The sequence below is a fragment of the Pseudomonas fluorescens Q2-87 genome, from assembly GCF_000281895.1.
Lineage (GTDB): Bacteria > Pseudomonadota > Gammaproteobacteria > Pseudomonadales > Pseudomonadaceae > Aquipseudomonas > Aquipseudomonas fluorescens_S.
Genome location: NZ_CM001558.1, coordinates 5,610,943 through 5,624,897, shown reverse-complemented (window position 1 = coordinate 5,624,897; position 13,955 = coordinate 5,610,943). Strand labels below are relative to the sequence as shown.

At 63.0% G+C, this 13,955-nt stretch carries 14 protein-coding genes; all 14 read right to left on the bottom strand.

Going from position 1 to position 13,955, the window contains the following annotated elements; translation table 11 throughout:
* Positions 1 to 160: 160 nt before the first annotated feature.
* Positions 161 to 1,426 carry an urea ABC transporter substrate-binding protein gene (urtA, locus tag PFLQ2_RS03040; RefSeq protein ID WP_003186287.1) on the bottom strand — a complete coding sequence of 422 codons (1,266 nt, stop codon included), beginning with the start codon at positions 1,424 to 1,426 and terminating at the stop codon, positions 161 to 163.
* Positions 1,427 to 1,737: 311 nt separating this feature from the next.
* Positions 1,738 to 2,748, bottom strand: a complete 1,011-nt coding sequence (locus PFLQ2_RS03045; RefSeq protein ID WP_003186285.1) for a FecCD family ABC transporter permease — start codon at positions 2,746 to 2,748, stop codon at positions 1,738 to 1,740.
* Positions 2,745 to 3,692 (bottom strand): ABC transporter substrate-binding protein, encoded by a 948-nt coding sequence (locus PFLQ2_RS03050; RefSeq protein WP_003186283.1) that lies wholly within the window; start codon positions 3,690 to 3,692, stop codon positions 2,745 to 2,747. Before PFLQ2_RS03050 ends, PFLQ2_RS03045 begins: the two co-directional genes overlap by 4 nt.
* Positions 3,689 to 4,477: an ABC transporter ATP-binding protein gene (locus PFLQ2_RS03055; RefSeq protein ID WP_003186282.1), complete on the bottom strand. Its 789-nt coding sequence runs from the start codon at positions 4,475 to 4,477 to the stop codon at positions 3,689 to 3,691. The genes PFLQ2_RS03050 and PFLQ2_RS03055 overlap by 4 nt, the downstream gene beginning before the upstream one ends.
* A gap of 202 nt (positions 4,478 to 4,679) precedes the next feature.
* Positions 4,680 to 6,059 carry a PepSY-associated TM helix domain-containing protein gene (locus PFLQ2_RS03060; RefSeq protein ID WP_003186279.1) on the bottom strand — a complete coding sequence of 460 codons (1,380 nt, stop codon included), beginning with the start codon at positions 6,057 to 6,059 and terminating at the stop codon, positions 4,680 to 4,682.
* A gap of 100 nt (positions 6,060 to 6,159) precedes the next feature.
* A complete protein-coding gene (locus PFLQ2_RS03065) occupies positions 6,160 to 8,286 on the bottom strand; it encodes a TonB-dependent copper receptor (RefSeq protein WP_003186277.1) in 2,127 nt (708 codons plus the stop codon).
* An 83-nt stretch (positions 8,287 to 8,369) separates the two neighbouring features.
* On the bottom strand, positions 8,370 to 8,759 hold the full coding sequence (locus tag PFLQ2_RS03070; RefSeq protein ID WP_003186275.1) for a DUF2946 domain-containing protein: 390 nt from the start codon (positions 8,757 to 8,759) through the stop codon (positions 8,370 to 8,372).
* A 57-nt stretch (positions 8,760 to 8,816) separates the two neighbouring features.
* Positions 8,817 to 9,296, bottom strand: a complete 480-nt coding sequence (locus PFLQ2_RS03075) for a copper chaperone PCu(A)C (RefSeq protein WP_003186273.1) — start codon at positions 9,294 to 9,296, stop codon at positions 8,817 to 8,819.
* A 46-nt stretch (positions 9,297 to 9,342) separates the two neighbouring features.
* Positions 9,343 to 9,753 carry a DUF2946 domain-containing protein gene (locus tag PFLQ2_RS03080; protein ID WP_003186271.1) on the bottom strand — a complete coding sequence of 137 codons (411 nt, stop codon included), beginning with the start codon at positions 9,751 to 9,753 and terminating at the stop codon, positions 9,343 to 9,345.
* Positions 9,754 to 10,053: 300 nt separating this feature from the next.
* Positions 10,054 to 10,377, bottom strand: coding sequence for a DNA-binding protein (locus tag PFLQ2_RS03085; protein WP_003186269.1), 324 nt, complete (start codon positions 10,375 to 10,377; stop codon positions 10,054 to 10,056).
* Positions 10,378 to 10,381: 4 nt separating this feature from the next.
* A complete protein-coding gene (locus PFLQ2_RS03090; RefSeq protein ID WP_003186267.1) occupies positions 10,382 to 10,717 on the bottom strand; it encodes a type II toxin-antitoxin system RelE/ParE family toxin in 336 nt (111 codons plus the stop codon).
* A gap of 59 nt (positions 10,718 to 10,776) precedes the next feature.
* On the bottom strand, positions 10,777 to 11,499 hold the full coding sequence (locus tag PFLQ2_RS03095; protein WP_003186266.1) for a cobalt-precorrin-6A reductase: 723 nt from the start codon (positions 11,497 to 11,499) through the stop codon (positions 10,777 to 10,779).
* Positions 11,496 to 12,593: a cobalt-precorrin-5B (C(1))-methyltransferase gene (locus tag PFLQ2_RS03100; RefSeq protein ID WP_003186264.1), complete on the bottom strand. Its 1,098-nt coding sequence runs from the start codon at positions 12,591 to 12,593 to the stop codon at positions 11,496 to 11,498. The genes PFLQ2_RS03095 and PFLQ2_RS03100 overlap by 4 nt, the downstream gene beginning before the upstream one ends.
* Positions 12,586 to 13,797 carry a bifunctional cobalt-precorrin-7 (C(5))-methyltransferase/cobalt-precorrin-6B (C(15))-methyltransferase gene (locus tag PFLQ2_RS03105; protein ID WP_003186262.1) on the bottom strand — a complete coding sequence of 404 codons (1,212 nt, stop codon included), beginning with the start codon at positions 13,795 to 13,797 and terminating at the stop codon, positions 12,586 to 12,588. The genes PFLQ2_RS03100 and PFLQ2_RS03105 overlap by 8 nt, the downstream gene beginning before the upstream one ends.
* Positions 13,798 to 13,955 lie beyond the last annotated feature (158 nt).

Here is a 13,955-nt window from a genome sequence, read left to right as displayed (position 1 = left end):
ATTTGTTGGCCTTGCGCGGACTTCTATTGTGGGAGCGGGCTTGCTCGCGAAAGCCGTGTATCAGCTACATTCATCCTGGCTGACCCACCGCATTCGCGAGCAAGCCCGCTCCCACAAGGGAGTTGTGTCGGCCCGGGGATTCGGACCAACACCCATGGGCTCAGTTGCTCTTCACCGCATAGTCAGGCTTCTTGTCGTTGCCGGTGATGAACGGGCTCCACGGCTGGGCGCGGATCGGGCCTTCGGTCTGCCAGACCACGTTGAACTGACCGTCGGCCTGGATCTCGCCGATCATCACCGGCTTGTGCAGGTGGTGGTTGGTCTTGTCCATGGTCAGGGTGTAGCCCGACGGTGCGGCGAAGGTCTGGCCGGCCAGGGCTTCGCGGACTTTGTCGACGTCGGTGGACTTGGCTTTCTCCACCGCTTGCGCCCACATGTGGATGCCGACATACGTGGCTTCCATCGGGTCGTTGGTCACGGCTTTGTCGGCGCCTGGCAGGTTCTTGGCCTTGGCGTAGGCCTTCCAGGCATCGACGAATTTCTTGTTCGCCGGGTTATCCACCGACTCGAAGTAGTTCCACGCGGCCAGGTTGCCCACCAGCGGTTTGGTGTCGATGCCGCGCAGTTCTTCTTCGCCCACCGAGAACGCCACGACCGGTACGTCGGTAGCCTTCAGGCCTTGGTTGGCCAATTCTTTATAGAAGGGCACGTTGGAGTCGCCGTTGACCGTGGAGATGACCGCCGTCTTGCCGCCCGCCGAGAACTTCTTGATGTTGGCCACAATGGTTTGGTAATCGCTGTGGCCGAACGGCGTGTAGACCTCTTCGATGTCCTTGTCCGCCACGCCTTTGGAATGCAGGAACGAACGCAGAATTTTGTTGGTGGTGCGCGGGTAGACGTAGTCGGTGCCCAGCAGGAAGTAGCGCTTGGCGCTGCCGCCTTCTTCGCTCATCAGGTACTCCACTGCCGGAATCGCCTGCTGGTTCGGCGCCGCACCGGTGTAGAACACGTTCGGCGACATCTCTTCGCCTTCATATTGCACCGGGTAGAACAGCAAGCCATTGAGTTCCTCGAACACCGGCAGCACGGATTTACGCGACACCGACGTCCAGCAGCCGAACACCACCGCGACCTTGTCCTGGGTCAGCAACTGCCGGCCCTTTTCGGCGAACAGCGGCCAGTTCGACGCCGGGTCCACGACCACCGCTTCCAGCTTCTTGCCGTTGACCCCGCCCTTGGCGTTGATCTCGTCGATGGTCATCAGCGCCATGTCCTTGAGGGACGTTTCGGAGATCGCCATGGTGCCGGACAGCGAATGCAGGATGCCGACCTTGATGGTCTCGGCGGCCTGGACGGTCCAGGCCATGCCCATCGCGGCAATGCTTGCCGAGAGTGTAAAAGCCTTGATCAAGCTACGACGCTTCATTGTGCGATCTCCATGGACTTATGAGTTTTTTTCGAGGGCAGATGCAAACGCTGAAGGCGCTTTTGCAAGGGGTGTGCCCGGTCGGAGAAAGGCTTGGAAATGCGGGGGCAGGGCGACGGGAAAGGAGAGCGATGCACCATGAGCGAACGCGTCATGGGTTCTGGTGCGAAGGGGTGCGCCACATTGGGGCGCAGATACCTCTGTTACCCAATATCAAATGTGGGAGCGGGCTTGCTCGCGAAGGCGGTCGGTCGGTCACAGGGATGTTAAATGTGCTGCCATCTTCGCGAGCAAGCCCGCTCCCACAAGGTTCAGCGGCGGCGCATCAGGCCGATGAAAAACAAGCCGCCGATGGCTGCGGTAGCCACACCAATCGGCAAGTCTTCCGGCGCAATCAGTGTCCGCGCCGCTACGTCCACCCACACCAGAAACAGGCTGCCGAGCAGCACGCAGGCCGGCAATAGCCGACGGTGCTCCGCGCCCACCAGGCGCCGGGCAATGTGCGGCACCATCAGCCCGACAAAACCAATCGAGCCGCTGATGGACACCAGCACGCCGGTCATCAAGGACGCGATCAAGAAGATCCATAGCCGCACCCGCGCCGCGTTCAGGCCCAGGGTCACGGCAGTCTGTTCGCCGGCCATCAGCGCATTCAGCGGCCGGGCCATGCCCAACAGCAAGATCAGCCCCAGCCCCACACTGGCGGCCGGCACTGCCAGCAACTCCCAGCGGGCCAGGCCCAGGCCGCCGAGCATCCAGAACATCACCGCGGAGCTGGCGCGATGGTCACCGAGGAACAACAGCAAATTGGCCGCCGCCATCATCACGAATGAAACCGCTACACCGCACAGCAACAGGCGGTCACTCTCCAGGCGGCCCTGGCGGTTGGCGATCGCCAGCACCAACAACATGCTCAGCAGCGCGCCGAAGAACGCGGCCAGAGGCAGCGTCAGCATGCCGATGATTTCGCCGACATGCAGCACCACGATCACCGCGCCCAGGGTCGCGCCGGAGGTGACACCCAGCAGGTGCGGATCGGCCAGCGGATTGCGGGTGACCGCTTGCAACACCGCACCGATCAGCGCCAGCCCGGCGCCCACCAAGGCACCGAGCAGCAGGCGCGGCAACCGGATCAGCCAGACGATGTGCTCCTGGCCGGGTGTCCAATGCACCTCACCGACACCGAGGGCCTTGTGCAGCAGGATGTCCCAGACCACGGCCACCGGCACCCGTGCCGGCCCGAAGCCCAGTGACACCACACATGACACCAGCAGTAGCGCGCCGAGGAACATCAGCAGGGCGGTGTAGCGACGATCATTCATTGGCGGTGGAAACCCCGCGCCAGGGTTTGCACCGCCAGCACGTTATCGATGCCCGGCGTGGCCTGCACGTAGGGGATCACGATGAAGCGTCGCTGCTGGATCGCTTCCACCGATTGCAGGGCCGGGTTGTCCAGCAAGAATTGCTGCTTCTGCTCGGCGCTGACTTCGCCGTAGTCGACGATCACGATCACCTGCGGATTGCGCTCGACTACGTTCTCCCAATTCACCCGCGTCCAGCTGGTTTCCAGATCATCGAGAATGTTGCGGCCGCCGGCTGCATCGATCAGGGCCTGGGGCATGCCGAGGCGGCCAGAAGTCATGGCGCGGTCTTCGCCGCTGTCATACAGGAACACGCGGGGGCGTTCGCCGGGCAGATGCTTTTGAACGTCGGCCACTTGGGTTTGCATCGAAGCGACCAGGGCATTGGCACGCTCCTGGACGTCGAAAATCTTCCCGAGGTTGCGCAGGTCGTTGTAGGTATCTTCCAGCGAGGCCGCTGGACGTTTCATCACGAACGCGCAGGACTCGGTCAGTTCGTACACGTTGATACCCAGCGGTTGCAGGGTCTGCGGCGTCAGGTCACCGCCGACCCGCATGCCGTAGTCCCAACCGGCGAAGAAGAAATCCACGTTGGCACCGAGCAAGGTTTCCACCGATGGGTACTTGGCGGCCAGTTCCGGCAAGCCGTCGAGAATCTTCGCCATCTCGGGCGTCACCGATTTCCAGCCACTGATGCCGCTGTAGCCGACCATGCGTGGCTTGAGCCCCAGGGCGAGCATCATCTGGGTCATGTTGATGTCGTGGCTGACGGCGTGCCGAGGCGCCTCGTTGAATACCACCTGGCGGTTGCAGCTCTGAATCGTCAACGGGTAGCGGGTGGCTTCAGCCATGGCGTGGGCACTGCCCAGCAGCAGGGGCAGCAACAGCAAGGCGCGCAGGATCATGGTTGGGTTATCCAGGTGATTCGTGGGTAGCCGGACAGCGGGTGCTCGTCCACCAGGGCTTCGACGCCGAACACCTCGCGCAACAGCCCGGCGGTGAGGACGTCCTTGGGTGTACCGCTGGCGACGATGCGCCCGTGTTCGATCACGTACAGGCGATCGCAGAAGGCGGCGGCCAGGTTCAGGTCGTGGAGGCTGGCGAGGGTGCCGATGCCCAGGCCCTTGATCAGTCGCAGCAATTGCAATTGATAATGCGGGTCGAGGTGATTGGTCGGTTCGTCGAGGATCAGCAATTGCGGCTCCTGGGCGAGGGCGCGAGCGAGGATCACCCGCTGTTTTTCCCCACCCGACAGCGTGGCGAAGGCATGATCGCCAAAGCCTTCGAGTCCTGCCGATGCCAATGCCTGGAGCACCAGTCGGCGGTCTTCGTGGTTGTCGCTGTCGAACAGGCCCTTGTGGGGCGTGCGCCCCATGGCGACCACCTCTTCCACCGTCAGGCCGAAGGCGTCGGGAAACTCTTGCAGCACCACGGCGATGCGCTGGGCGCACCAGCGTGAGGATTGTTTCCAGAGGTCGTGGTGCGCGAGCTTGACCTCACCCTGTTCCGGCCGGCTGAAGCGATAGGCGCAGCGCAACAGGCTGGTCTTGCCACTGCCGTTGGGCCCGATCAACCCGACGAACTCCCCGGCTGCCACCTGCAGCGTGGCATCACGCAGCTGGAACTGGTGATGACAATGGCCATGGCCCAGGGGTGTCCAGGCGAGGTGGGTGAGGGTTAGTGAGGTCATGCAGCTACTCGGCATTTGGATTGAAACGTCGACCATTGTGGGAGTGGGCTTGCTCGCGAATGCGGTGTGTCAGACACGTGAATGTCGACTGGCACACCGCATTCGCGAGCAAGCCCGCTCCCACAGTTTGGAGGGTGTTCGTGGTTTGGAAAGCGGGCGCGATTGTAGAGGCTTCGCGCCGCCTTCCGTTAACGCGCTGTCTTCAGCTTGAAGATGAAGCCGCCTCAGCCTGGCGATTGAACCGGGTGACGAGTCGGTCCAGCAACCACACCACCACCAACGAAGCCCCCACCAACGGGAACACCACCGCCAAGGCCAGCATGATAAAGACCCCACCCTTCCACGTCGGCAGGTCGTGACGCAGCGGCGGTACGCCGAGCTTGCCCTGGGGGCGACGCTTCCACCAGATCACCAGGCCACTCACGGCGCTGAGCAAAATCATCAGGCAAATCAGCAGTACGATGATCTGGTTCAGCGGGCCGAACATCTTGCCTTCGTGCAGCATCACGCCGGTTTCGGTGGCGCGGGCGACAACGTTGTAATGCGCCCAGCGCACGTCCGCCAGGACCTTGCCGGTGTACTGGTCCACGTGCAGGGTGGCGTCGTTGCGCGGGTCGTCGGCGAACACGGCGATGGTGAACACGCCCGAAGCGGTCGTTGGAATCGTGATGCTGTAGCCGGGCTCGACCTGGCGTTCGGTAGCGATGTCCTGTACCGCTTGCAGGCTGACGGTCGGCGCCGCAGGACCTTCGTGCATGCCACCGTGGGCCATATGCTCGGCGTGGTCGCCGGACATCGGCATCGGCGTGTTCTCCATGGCCCACGGCACGGTCTGGCGGTGGGCGTTATTGAGGCTGCCGGCCTCGACGTCGGACTTGGGCACGTCATTCCACATCGCCGCCGGGAAACGGTTCCAGAGGTCGGCGTATTGCTTGCCCCAGAAACCGGTCCAGGTCATGCCGCTGAGCAGCATCACCAACAGCAACGCCGCGCCCCAGAACCCGACGACCACGTGCAGGTCGCGCCAGAACAACCGACCACGACTGCTCCAGCGCGGCCACAGCACACCGGCCGACGATTGCCCGCGTGGCCACCACAAGTACAGCCCCGACACCACCAGGACCACGCCCCAGCCGGCGGCCATTTCCACCAGGCGGTCGCCGACGGTGCCGATCAGCAATTCGCCGTGGATGGCCCGGGCCATGGCTTGCAGGTTGTTTTTGGCATCCTGCTCACCCAACACGTCGCCATGGTACGGGTCGATGAATACGTTCAGCTCCCGCCCCTTGTCGATCACCACGAACTGCGCGCTGCGCTCGGCGTTGACTGGCGGCAGGTACTGTTTGACCTGGCCTTCGGGGTAGGCCTGGCGAACCTGCTTGAGCAGATCATCGGCCGCCAGGGTGTGATGCCCGGCGGGCACGTTCAGCAGGCTGCCATACATCAGCGGATCGAGTTGCGGCTTGAACAGGTAAATGATGCCGGTCAGGGACAGCATCACCATGAATGGCGCCACGAACAGCCCGGCATAGAAATGCCAGCGCCAGGCCAGATTGTAGAAATTGGGTTTCGGTTGGCTCATCAGAAAGCACTCCGCAGGGCAAATGTGATCGTTATGTTTTGTGCGGTTTCAGCGAAGCCTTGGCTGAACACGGGGTGATATGCCAGGCTCGCCGTTGTTGTCAGAAACTCATATCCACCTTCGTCCAAAGCGTACGCCCCGGTTCGTTGATGGCTTGCGGGTCGCTCGCCGGGTAGCCGAATCCGGCGTTGCCGGCCAGGTTCAGGTGCTCGGCATAGGCTTTGCCAAACAGGTTGTCGACGCCGCTGCTGACCTTCCAGTGCGCGTTGATGCGGTAGGCGCCATTGAGCGAGAACACGCCGAAGCCGGAGCTTGTGCCGTAGTCCTTGCCCACCACGTTGCCCTTGTTCTCATCGACACGGTGCTGCGCCGCCACCACCCGCCACAAGGCACCGGCGCTCCAGCGGTCTTCGCTGTAGGTCAGGCCCAGGCGTGCGTCCAGCGGCGGCATCTGTGCCAAGGCGCTGCCGTCACTGCTGTTCTTGCCCCAGGCATACGCCAGGGTTGCGTCGGCCTTCCAGTGTTCGGTCAGCTTGTAGGCTGCGCCCAGCTCACCACCCATGATCCGCGCGTCGATGTTCTCGGCCCGGGAAGTGGTGCCCATCATCCCGGGTGTGTAGTCGAACAGGATGTAGTCGCGCACTTGGCCGACATAAGCCGATGCCCAGGCTTCGAGGTTTTCGGCCTTGTATTGCAGGCCGAAGTCGAGCTGGGTGGTTTTCTCCGGCTTGATCGCGTCGAAGGCATTCAATGAGCCGTTGGGGCCGGCGTTAGGCGAGAACAGCTCCCAGTAATCCGCGAAGCGTTGCGAGTGCCCCAGGCCGGCATAAAGGGTGGTGGGACTGTCTTCCAGGTCGTGCTCGTAGCGCACGAAACCGCTGGGTAGCGTGTCGGCACGGGTATCATCGGCGGTGGGGTTGGGGCGGGCCGACATACCGGAACCGATGCTCTGGCGGTAATCCTTGGCCGAGGCGCGGTCGAGCCGGGCGCCAGTGATCAGCCTGTCGCGATCGGCGGCGTACCAGGTCAATTCGCTGAACACGCCGTAATTATGGAAGTCGGCGTCCTTGGTGTACGGCAGTTCCTTGTAGGTGTCGACGCCCATGCTGCTGCGCTGGCGGTGTTCGTTGGTCTGGGCGTCCAGGCCGCTGATCAGTTGCACATCGGCCCAGCGCCAGGTGGCCTTGATGCGCGCGCCGAGGGTGCGCCGGTCGACGTTGGAAGCCATGGGGCCAGCCATCATCCCGGTGCCGGACGGCGTGCGCAGGGTGTAGTTGTCCATCACGTGGTCGGCGTAGTTGTAATAGACCTGCGCCTCGACCTTATCCAGCACGTCACCGATGTTGGAACGTTCGAAACGCAGCCCGAGGCTTTCGCGCTTGAATTGGGAGCCGTCCATGCCGCGCCCGGCGTAGCGCGCCTCACCGTCGCCCTTGCCAGCAGTCAATTCCAGCAAGGTGTCGGCGTCCGGGGTCCAGCCGAGGGTGACATCGCCGTTCCATTTGTCGTAGCGCGAGGGCACGGTGTCGTTGTTGCCGTCGCGGTAATCGTCCGAGTGGGCGGTGTTGCCGATCACTCGTACATACCCCAGCGGCCCACCGGCGGCGGCATCCACCACTTTGTCGAAACGGCCGTTGGAGCCGGCCAGCACACTGGCGTTGACCCGCGTGCCCAACTCGCCGAACTGTTCTGGCTCGCGCTCGAACAGCACGGTTCCCGCCGATGCGCCGGGGCCCCAGAGCACGGTTTGCGGACCCTTGATCACGGTGAGCTTGTCGTAGGTTTCCGGTGAAATGTAGGACGTCGGCGCGTCCATCCGCCCTGGGCAGGCACCCAGCAGCATGCTGCCATTGGTGAGGATGTTCAGCCGCGAGCCGAACATGCCGCGAAGCACCGGATCGCCATTGGTGCCACCGTTGCGCACCAGGGCAAAGCCAGGAATGGTCTTGAGGTAGTCGCCACCATCACTGGCCGGCACCGGCTGGCGAGGGTCCTTGGGATTGGTGACGACAGTCAATGGTGAACTGGGAGCAATGGCGGTGATGACCGTCGGGCTCAGTTCTTCGACCTCGCTCAGGTGAAACTCGTGCTCATCGGCGAGTGCATAGGGCGCAAGCAGCAGGCCGCACAGCGCGGCGACGGTGTGACGCAAACGAACCCGGGGCTCGTTCGGGGGGCAACTGGCCTGGGCAGTGCCCAAAGCGATGCCGGCAGAAAACCTGGACATGATGATTCCATCGAACAGACGTAAACGACACGGTCGGGCAGCCTGGAACTGTCTTGTGCGACCGGGTGAGGTATGTGTCGGGTTTACGCGGCGAAGGGTGGTGCGCGGGTGCGAGCACCCGGGAAGAACGCTGGCCGGGCATGGCCCAGGCGCGGGGAGGGACTGGTGTAGGTATTGGCGAGCGGTGTATCGAAGACAGTGAAACTGTGGCCGCCGGTCAGGGCCGGACAGTTGAACAGCAGGCTGCAATAGCCGCATTTTTCCCACAGGGCGTGATGCTCGCTCTGGGGTGGGCAATGTTCGGCTGCTGGCGTTTCGTGCGCCGTCATGTCCATGGTCATGTCCATCGACATGGCGGTGGACATGGACGAAGACATGCGCTGATCCATCGGCATCGACTGGGAAACCAGCGGGCCGATAAAGATCATCAACATGGCGAACAGGCTGATCCAGCTACCGCGTGTCAGGCTCATGGGCTGACGGCGGGGCATGGACAGTCTGGCGCGAGGAGCGTGCATGGGCGGCTACGACTACTGCGCGTGCATATGCGTTTTCGTGCCGTCAGGCGCCTTTTTCTGCACCGCAACGTCGACCGTGACATCCCCGGCTTTTTCAAAATGCAGCGTCATGGGGAAGCGTTTGCCGTCGCTGAGCAGGCTGCGGTCTTTTAGATCCAGCAGCATCACGTGATACGCCATCGGCGCGAAGGTAACGGTGGCGCCGGGGGCAATATCCACGACAGGCACCGGCTGCATTTTCATCAGGTCGTTTTGCATCACATGCTCATGGAGCTCGGCCTTGCCGGCGATTGGCGTGTCGACACTGAGCAGTTTGTCGGCGGTGGTGCCGCTGTTGTGGATGACGAAATAGGCGGCCACGGTCGGCGCATTGGGCGGCAATTCCTGGGACCAGGGATGGGCAATCTCGAGCGCGCCGACCTTGTATTGGTGAGCTTGGGCGAAGCCGACGGGAAGCAGCAAGGCAGCCAGCAGGATGAGTCTGTTCAACATGGCGATTCTCCGGAACGATTCAGGACGCAGGTTCATGCGGTGGGAATCAGGCCAGGGGCGAGGCGCGGGGGTTGAGGCTGGGCCATTGCTGGCGAGGCGTGGGGCTGTCGAGCTTGGAGTGGATTGCGCCGCGATGGGCCAGTTGGGCATCCAGGTACAACTGCGGGATATGCCCGGCGAGCGCCACCAACGGGACCGAACCGGAGCAGCACCAGCAATGCTGCATCGTCGAGTGGTTGTCCTTCTGCGGCGAGCCCTGTTCGAACTTGCCCAGGGGAATCGCCACCATCTTCATGCCATTGGACGAACAGAAACTGCCCCACAACAACTGCTCCGACGGCGCTTGGGCCTGCGCCTTGGCCATTGCGCCGGCGTTGCTGGAAAGCGGCATGGCAAGCATGTTGAACAGCACTGCGAAGCAGGCGATCCAGGCAAATGCAAGCCGTTGTCGGGACATGGGGCAATCCGCTCGGTTGGGCGATCAGGTGGCGGTATTTAGCCTGATCGGAGTTGATAAGTAAAAAGGCGTATGCGGTGTAGGGTCGCAGGGTTTGCCTTAACAGTAGCAAACAGTTTTGTAAGTGGATGCGGGGTGGCGAGGGAGCTTGCTCCCGCTGGGGCGTGAAGCGGCCCTGAATCTTCAAGTTAAGGTATGTCGGCAGAATGCAGATCGACTTTTTTGGGGCTGCTGCGCAGCCCAGCGGGAGCAAGCTCCCTCGCCACGGAGTGATCAGTCAATCGCTTGTTACCGCGTACCTCAATTTGCAGGAACAGCATGCACCTGCATGTCGACGCCTAACGTGGTGCGAATGACCGCGAATATTGCCGCCAAGTTGTCCATGCTTGGATTGCCCTTGGCTGAGAGCATTCGATGCAAGCTCTTGCTCGGCTTGGAAGTTTCCTTGGACAGTTCTTCGAAGCCAACAGTGGCGTTCACGAGATCGCGAAGAATCATCCTCGCCATCTCTGGTTCGCCATTCAAGAATAAGGTTGCCGCTTCATCCAGCAAAATCTGAGCGAACTCGGGATCACGCTTGGCGCGTTCGGCAATCGTATGTTTATAGCTTCGAGTAAGAGCCATTGCGTTACCTCATGTTCCTTTCTGTCTTCTTCCGGGCCCGGAATTCAGCAATTAATTTTTTCGCTTGCTTGGTGTCTTTTCTCTGAGTGGATTTATCACCACCGCCAAATAAAATAATCAGGCGTTTACCTTCCTGGGTCAGGTACACGCGATAGCCTGGGCCCCAGTTGATGCGGTATGCACCTAACCCGTCGAACCATTTGATATTCGAGGTGTTGCCCATCTCCAATCGCATCAATGCGTTAGATACTTTGTATGCCGCCCGGGCATCCAGACTGGAATACCAGCGTTCGAATGGACTTGTATCGTTGTCCTGTAGATATTCTTCGAGTGTGATCACATGCGGCCCTGAAGGTAACAAATAGGTTACTGTTCATGCAAGGCAGTGATCTTGTCTCATCAGGCCAGAAGCGCCAACGCCTCAAGTGTTTCGTCAAGCTTCTCAAACTCCCGATCCACCCCCGCCAACACCGGCCGCTTCAACACCAGCACCGGCACCCTCCGCTCCCGCGCCACTTCCAGCTTCGGCTCGGTGGCCGTGCTGCCGCTGTTCTTGCTGATCAGCACATCGATCTGCCGCCGTTCAAACAGCTCGCGCTCGCCTTCGATGTGGAATGGTCCGCGGGCGCCGATGACTTCGCAGCGTTCATTGGCGGGATAAATATCGAGGGCGCGCAGGGTCCAGAATTGCTCTGGGGGAATCTCGTTCAGATGTTGCAAGGGTTCGCGGCCGAGGGTGAATAGAGGGCGGTGGAAGGGCTTCAGGGCCTGGATCAGTTCGGCCCAGTCGGCCACTTCGCGCCAGTCATCGCCAGCCTGGGGTTGCCATGCCGGACGGCGCAGGGCCCAGCACGGAATGCCGCAGGCGCGGGCGGCGTCGGCGGCGTTCTGGCTGATTTGCGCAGCGTAGGGGTGGGTGGCGTCCAGCAGCAGGTCGATGCCCTGGTCGCGGATGAATTGCGCCAGGCCCGCGGCACCTCCATAGCCGCCGACGCGGACCTGGCAGGTCAGGTCCGTGGGCACGCGACCGACGCCCGCCAAGCTGTAGATGTGCCGGGGGCCAAGGGTGCGGGCGATGACCAGGGCTTCGGTGACGCCGCCCAGCAGCAGAATGCGTTTCATTGAAAGCTTCCGGCGTGACCGACGATCCCGCCCTGGCGGTCGATGGCGAAGACTTCGACCTGGACCTGGGCCGGCACGACGCTACGGGCGAAGGCCAGGGCATGGGCACATACCGCGTCGCCGAGGGCGATGCCGGCGGCGCTGGCCATGGCCAGGGCCTGCTGGCTGGTGTTGGCCTCGCGGATGCCTTGCTGCAAGGTTTCGTCGGCACCGATGGCGGCTGCCCATTCGGCCAGTTGTGGCAGGTCGATGCTCGAATGGCGGCTGTGCAGGTCCATGTGACCGGCGGCGAGTTTGCTGATCTTGCCAAAACCGCCGCACAGGCTGAGCTTTTCCACCGGCACCTTGCGCACGTGCTTGAGCACGGCGCCGACGAAATCGCCCATTTCGATCAGGGCGATTTCCGGCAGGTTGTAGACCCGGCGCATGGTGTCTTCGCTGGCGTTGCCGGTGCAGGCGGCGACGTGCTGGTAACCGTTGGTTGTCGCCACGTCGATGCCCTGGTGGATCGAGGCGATGTAGGCCGCACAGGAAAACGGTCGGACGATGCCACTGGTGCCAAGGATCGACAGGCCGCCGAGGATGCCCAACCGCGGATTCATGGTTTTCAATGCCAAGGCTTCGCCGCCCTCGACATTGACCGTGACCTCGAAACCGCCGGCATAACCGTTGTCCTCGGCCAGCCGGCCCAAGTGATCGCCGATCATCTTGCGCGGCACCGGGTTGATCGCCGGCTCACCGACGGCGAGCACCAGCCCCGGCCGTGTCACGGTGCCTACGCCGCGACCGGCGAGGAAGCGCACCCCGGGTTCGGCGATCAAGCGCACTTGGGAAAACAGCAACGCACCGTGGGTCACGTCCGGGTCATCGCCTGCGTCCTTGATTGTCCCGGCCTCGGCGCCTTGCTCGGTCAGCCGGCAGAACTCCAGGCGCATCTGCACCTGCTTGCCCTTGGGCAGGACGATCTCCACGGCGTCGGCATGAGTGCCCGCGAGCAGCAAGCGTGCCGCCGCCAGGCTGGTGGCGGTGGCGCAGCTGCCGGTGGTCAGGCCGCTGCGCAGGGGGGCGGGTTGTTCGGCGGTTTCGTCACGCATCGAGAGGTTTCGTCAGGTCCAGCAAGGTGATCGGCAAGGCCTGGCGCCAGGTGTCGAACTCACCCAATGGCTGGGCCTGGGCGATGTGGATCCGGGTCAGTTCGCCGCCATGACGTTCGCGCCAGTCCATGAGCGTCATCTCGCTTTGCAGGGTCACGGCGTTGGCGACGAGCCGGCCGCCAGGCTTGAGGTGGGCCCAGCAAGCGTCGAGCACGCCTTCGCGGGTGACGCCGCCGCCGATGAACACCGCGTCCGGACGCTCCAGGTTTTCCAACGCCTGTGGGGCTCTGCCGCGAACCAACTGCAAGCCGGGCACGCCGAGGGTATCGCGGTTGCGTTCGATCAAGCCTTGGCGGCCTTCGTCGGCTTCGATGGCCAGGGCTCGGCAACTGGGGTGGGCGCGCATCCATTCGATGCCGATGGAGCCGCTGCCGGCGCCAACATCCCAAAGCAACTCGCCCGGAGTGGGCGCAAGGCGCGCCAGGGTGACGGCGCGCACGTCGCGTTTGGTCAGTTGGCCGTCATGTTCGAACGCGCTGTCCGGCAGGCCGGCCAGGCGTGACAGACGCAACGCGGACGGTTCGGCCCGGCATTCCACGGCGATCAGGTTCAGGTCGGCGCCGTCGGGATCGGACCATTGCGCCGCAGTGCCGTCGATCCGTCGTTCTGCCGGGCCGCCGAGGTGTTCCAGGACGGTCATGGGGCTGGGGCCGAATCCGCGCTCGCACAATAACTGCGCCACGGCGGCAGGAGAGTGGCGGTCATTGCTCAGCAGCAACAGTCTGACGCCGGTGGATAAATGCACATTGAGCGCCGCCAAGGGCCGCGCCACCAGCGACAGCGTGACCACTTCCTGCAACGGCCATCCCATGCGCGCCGCCGCCAGCGAACAGGACGACGATGCCGGGACGACCAACATCTGCTCGCCAGGCACCTGCTTCGCCAGGCTCGCCCCCACGCCGTAGAACATCGGGTCGCCGCTGGCCAGCACGCACACCGGCTCGCCTCGGCGGGCCAGCAGCGGCTCCAGGGAAAACGGGCTGGGCCACAGTTCCCGTTCGCCGCGGATGCACACGGGTAGCAGATCCAGCTGGCGCTGCGCCCCAACGATCCGCGTGGCCCCCAGCAGCGCACGGCGAGCAACCTTGCCCAGGCCCTTGAAGCCTTCTTCACCGATGCCCACTACGGTCAGCCAGGGTGTCATCTGTGTTCCTCTAAAAAATGTGTTTGCTCGGCGGGGCTGCGTCACCCGCGAACCGGGCCGCCATCATACCGCGCCCAGGCGGATCAGGCGCCTGGCGCGGTAGCATCGGCACGGGCAGGCCGCTATCGCGAGCAGGCTCGCTCCCACCGTGGATTTGT

What these genes read in the sequence shown, in the direction of transcription:
- urtA (WP_003186287.1), bottom strand. Translation starts at nt 1,426, where the DNA reads ATGAAGCGTCGTAGCTTGATCAAGGCTTTTACACTCTCGGCAAGCATT.
- PFLQ2_RS03045 (WP_003186285.1), bottom strand. Translation starts at nt 2,748, where the DNA reads ATGAATGATCGTCGCTACACCGCCCTGCTGATGTTCCTCGGCGCGCTA.
- PFLQ2_RS03050 (WP_003186283.1), bottom strand. Translation starts at nt 3,692, where the DNA reads ATGATCCTGCGCGCCTTGCTGTTGCTGCCCCTGCTGCTGGGCAGTGCC.
- PFLQ2_RS03055 (WP_003186282.1), bottom strand. Translation starts at nt 4,477, where the DNA reads ATGACCTCACTAACCCTCACCCACCTCGCCTGGACACCCCTGGGCCAT.
- PFLQ2_RS03060 (WP_003186279.1), bottom strand. Translation starts at nt 6,059, where the DNA reads ATGAGCCAACCGAAACCCAATTTCTACAATCTGGCCTGGCGCTGGCAT.
- PFLQ2_RS03065 (WP_003186277.1), bottom strand. Translation starts at nt 8,286, where the DNA reads ATGTCCAGGTTTTCTGCCGGCATCGCTTTGGGCACTGCCCAGGCCAGT.
- PFLQ2_RS03070 (WP_003186275.1), bottom strand. Translation starts at nt 8,759, where the DNA reads ATGAGCCTGACACGCGGTAGCTGGATCAGCCTGTTCGCCATGTTGATG.
- PFLQ2_RS03075 (WP_003186273.1), bottom strand. Translation starts at nt 9,296, where the DNA reads ATGTTGAACAGACTCATCCTGCTGGCTGCCTTGCTGCTTCCCGTCGGC.
- PFLQ2_RS03080 (WP_003186271.1), bottom strand. Translation starts at nt 9,753, where the DNA reads ATGTCCCGACAACGGCTTGCATTTGCCTGGATCGCCTGCTTCGCAGTG.
- PFLQ2_RS03085 (WP_003186269.1), bottom strand. Translation starts at nt 10,377, where the DNA reads ATGGCTCTTACTCGAAGCTATAAACATACGATTGCCGAACGCGCCAAG.
- PFLQ2_RS03095 (WP_003186266.1), bottom strand. Translation starts at nt 11,499, where the DNA reads ATGAAACGCATTCTGCTGCTGGGCGGCGTCACCGAAGCCCTGGTCATC.
- PFLQ2_RS03100 (WP_003186264.1), bottom strand. Translation starts at nt 12,593, where the DNA reads ATGCGTGACGAAACCGCCGAACAACCCGCCCCCCTGCGCAGCGGCCTG.
- PFLQ2_RS03105 (WP_003186262.1), bottom strand. Translation starts at nt 13,797, where the DNA reads ATGACACCCTGGCTGACCGTAGTGGGCATCGGTGAAGAAGGCTTCAAG.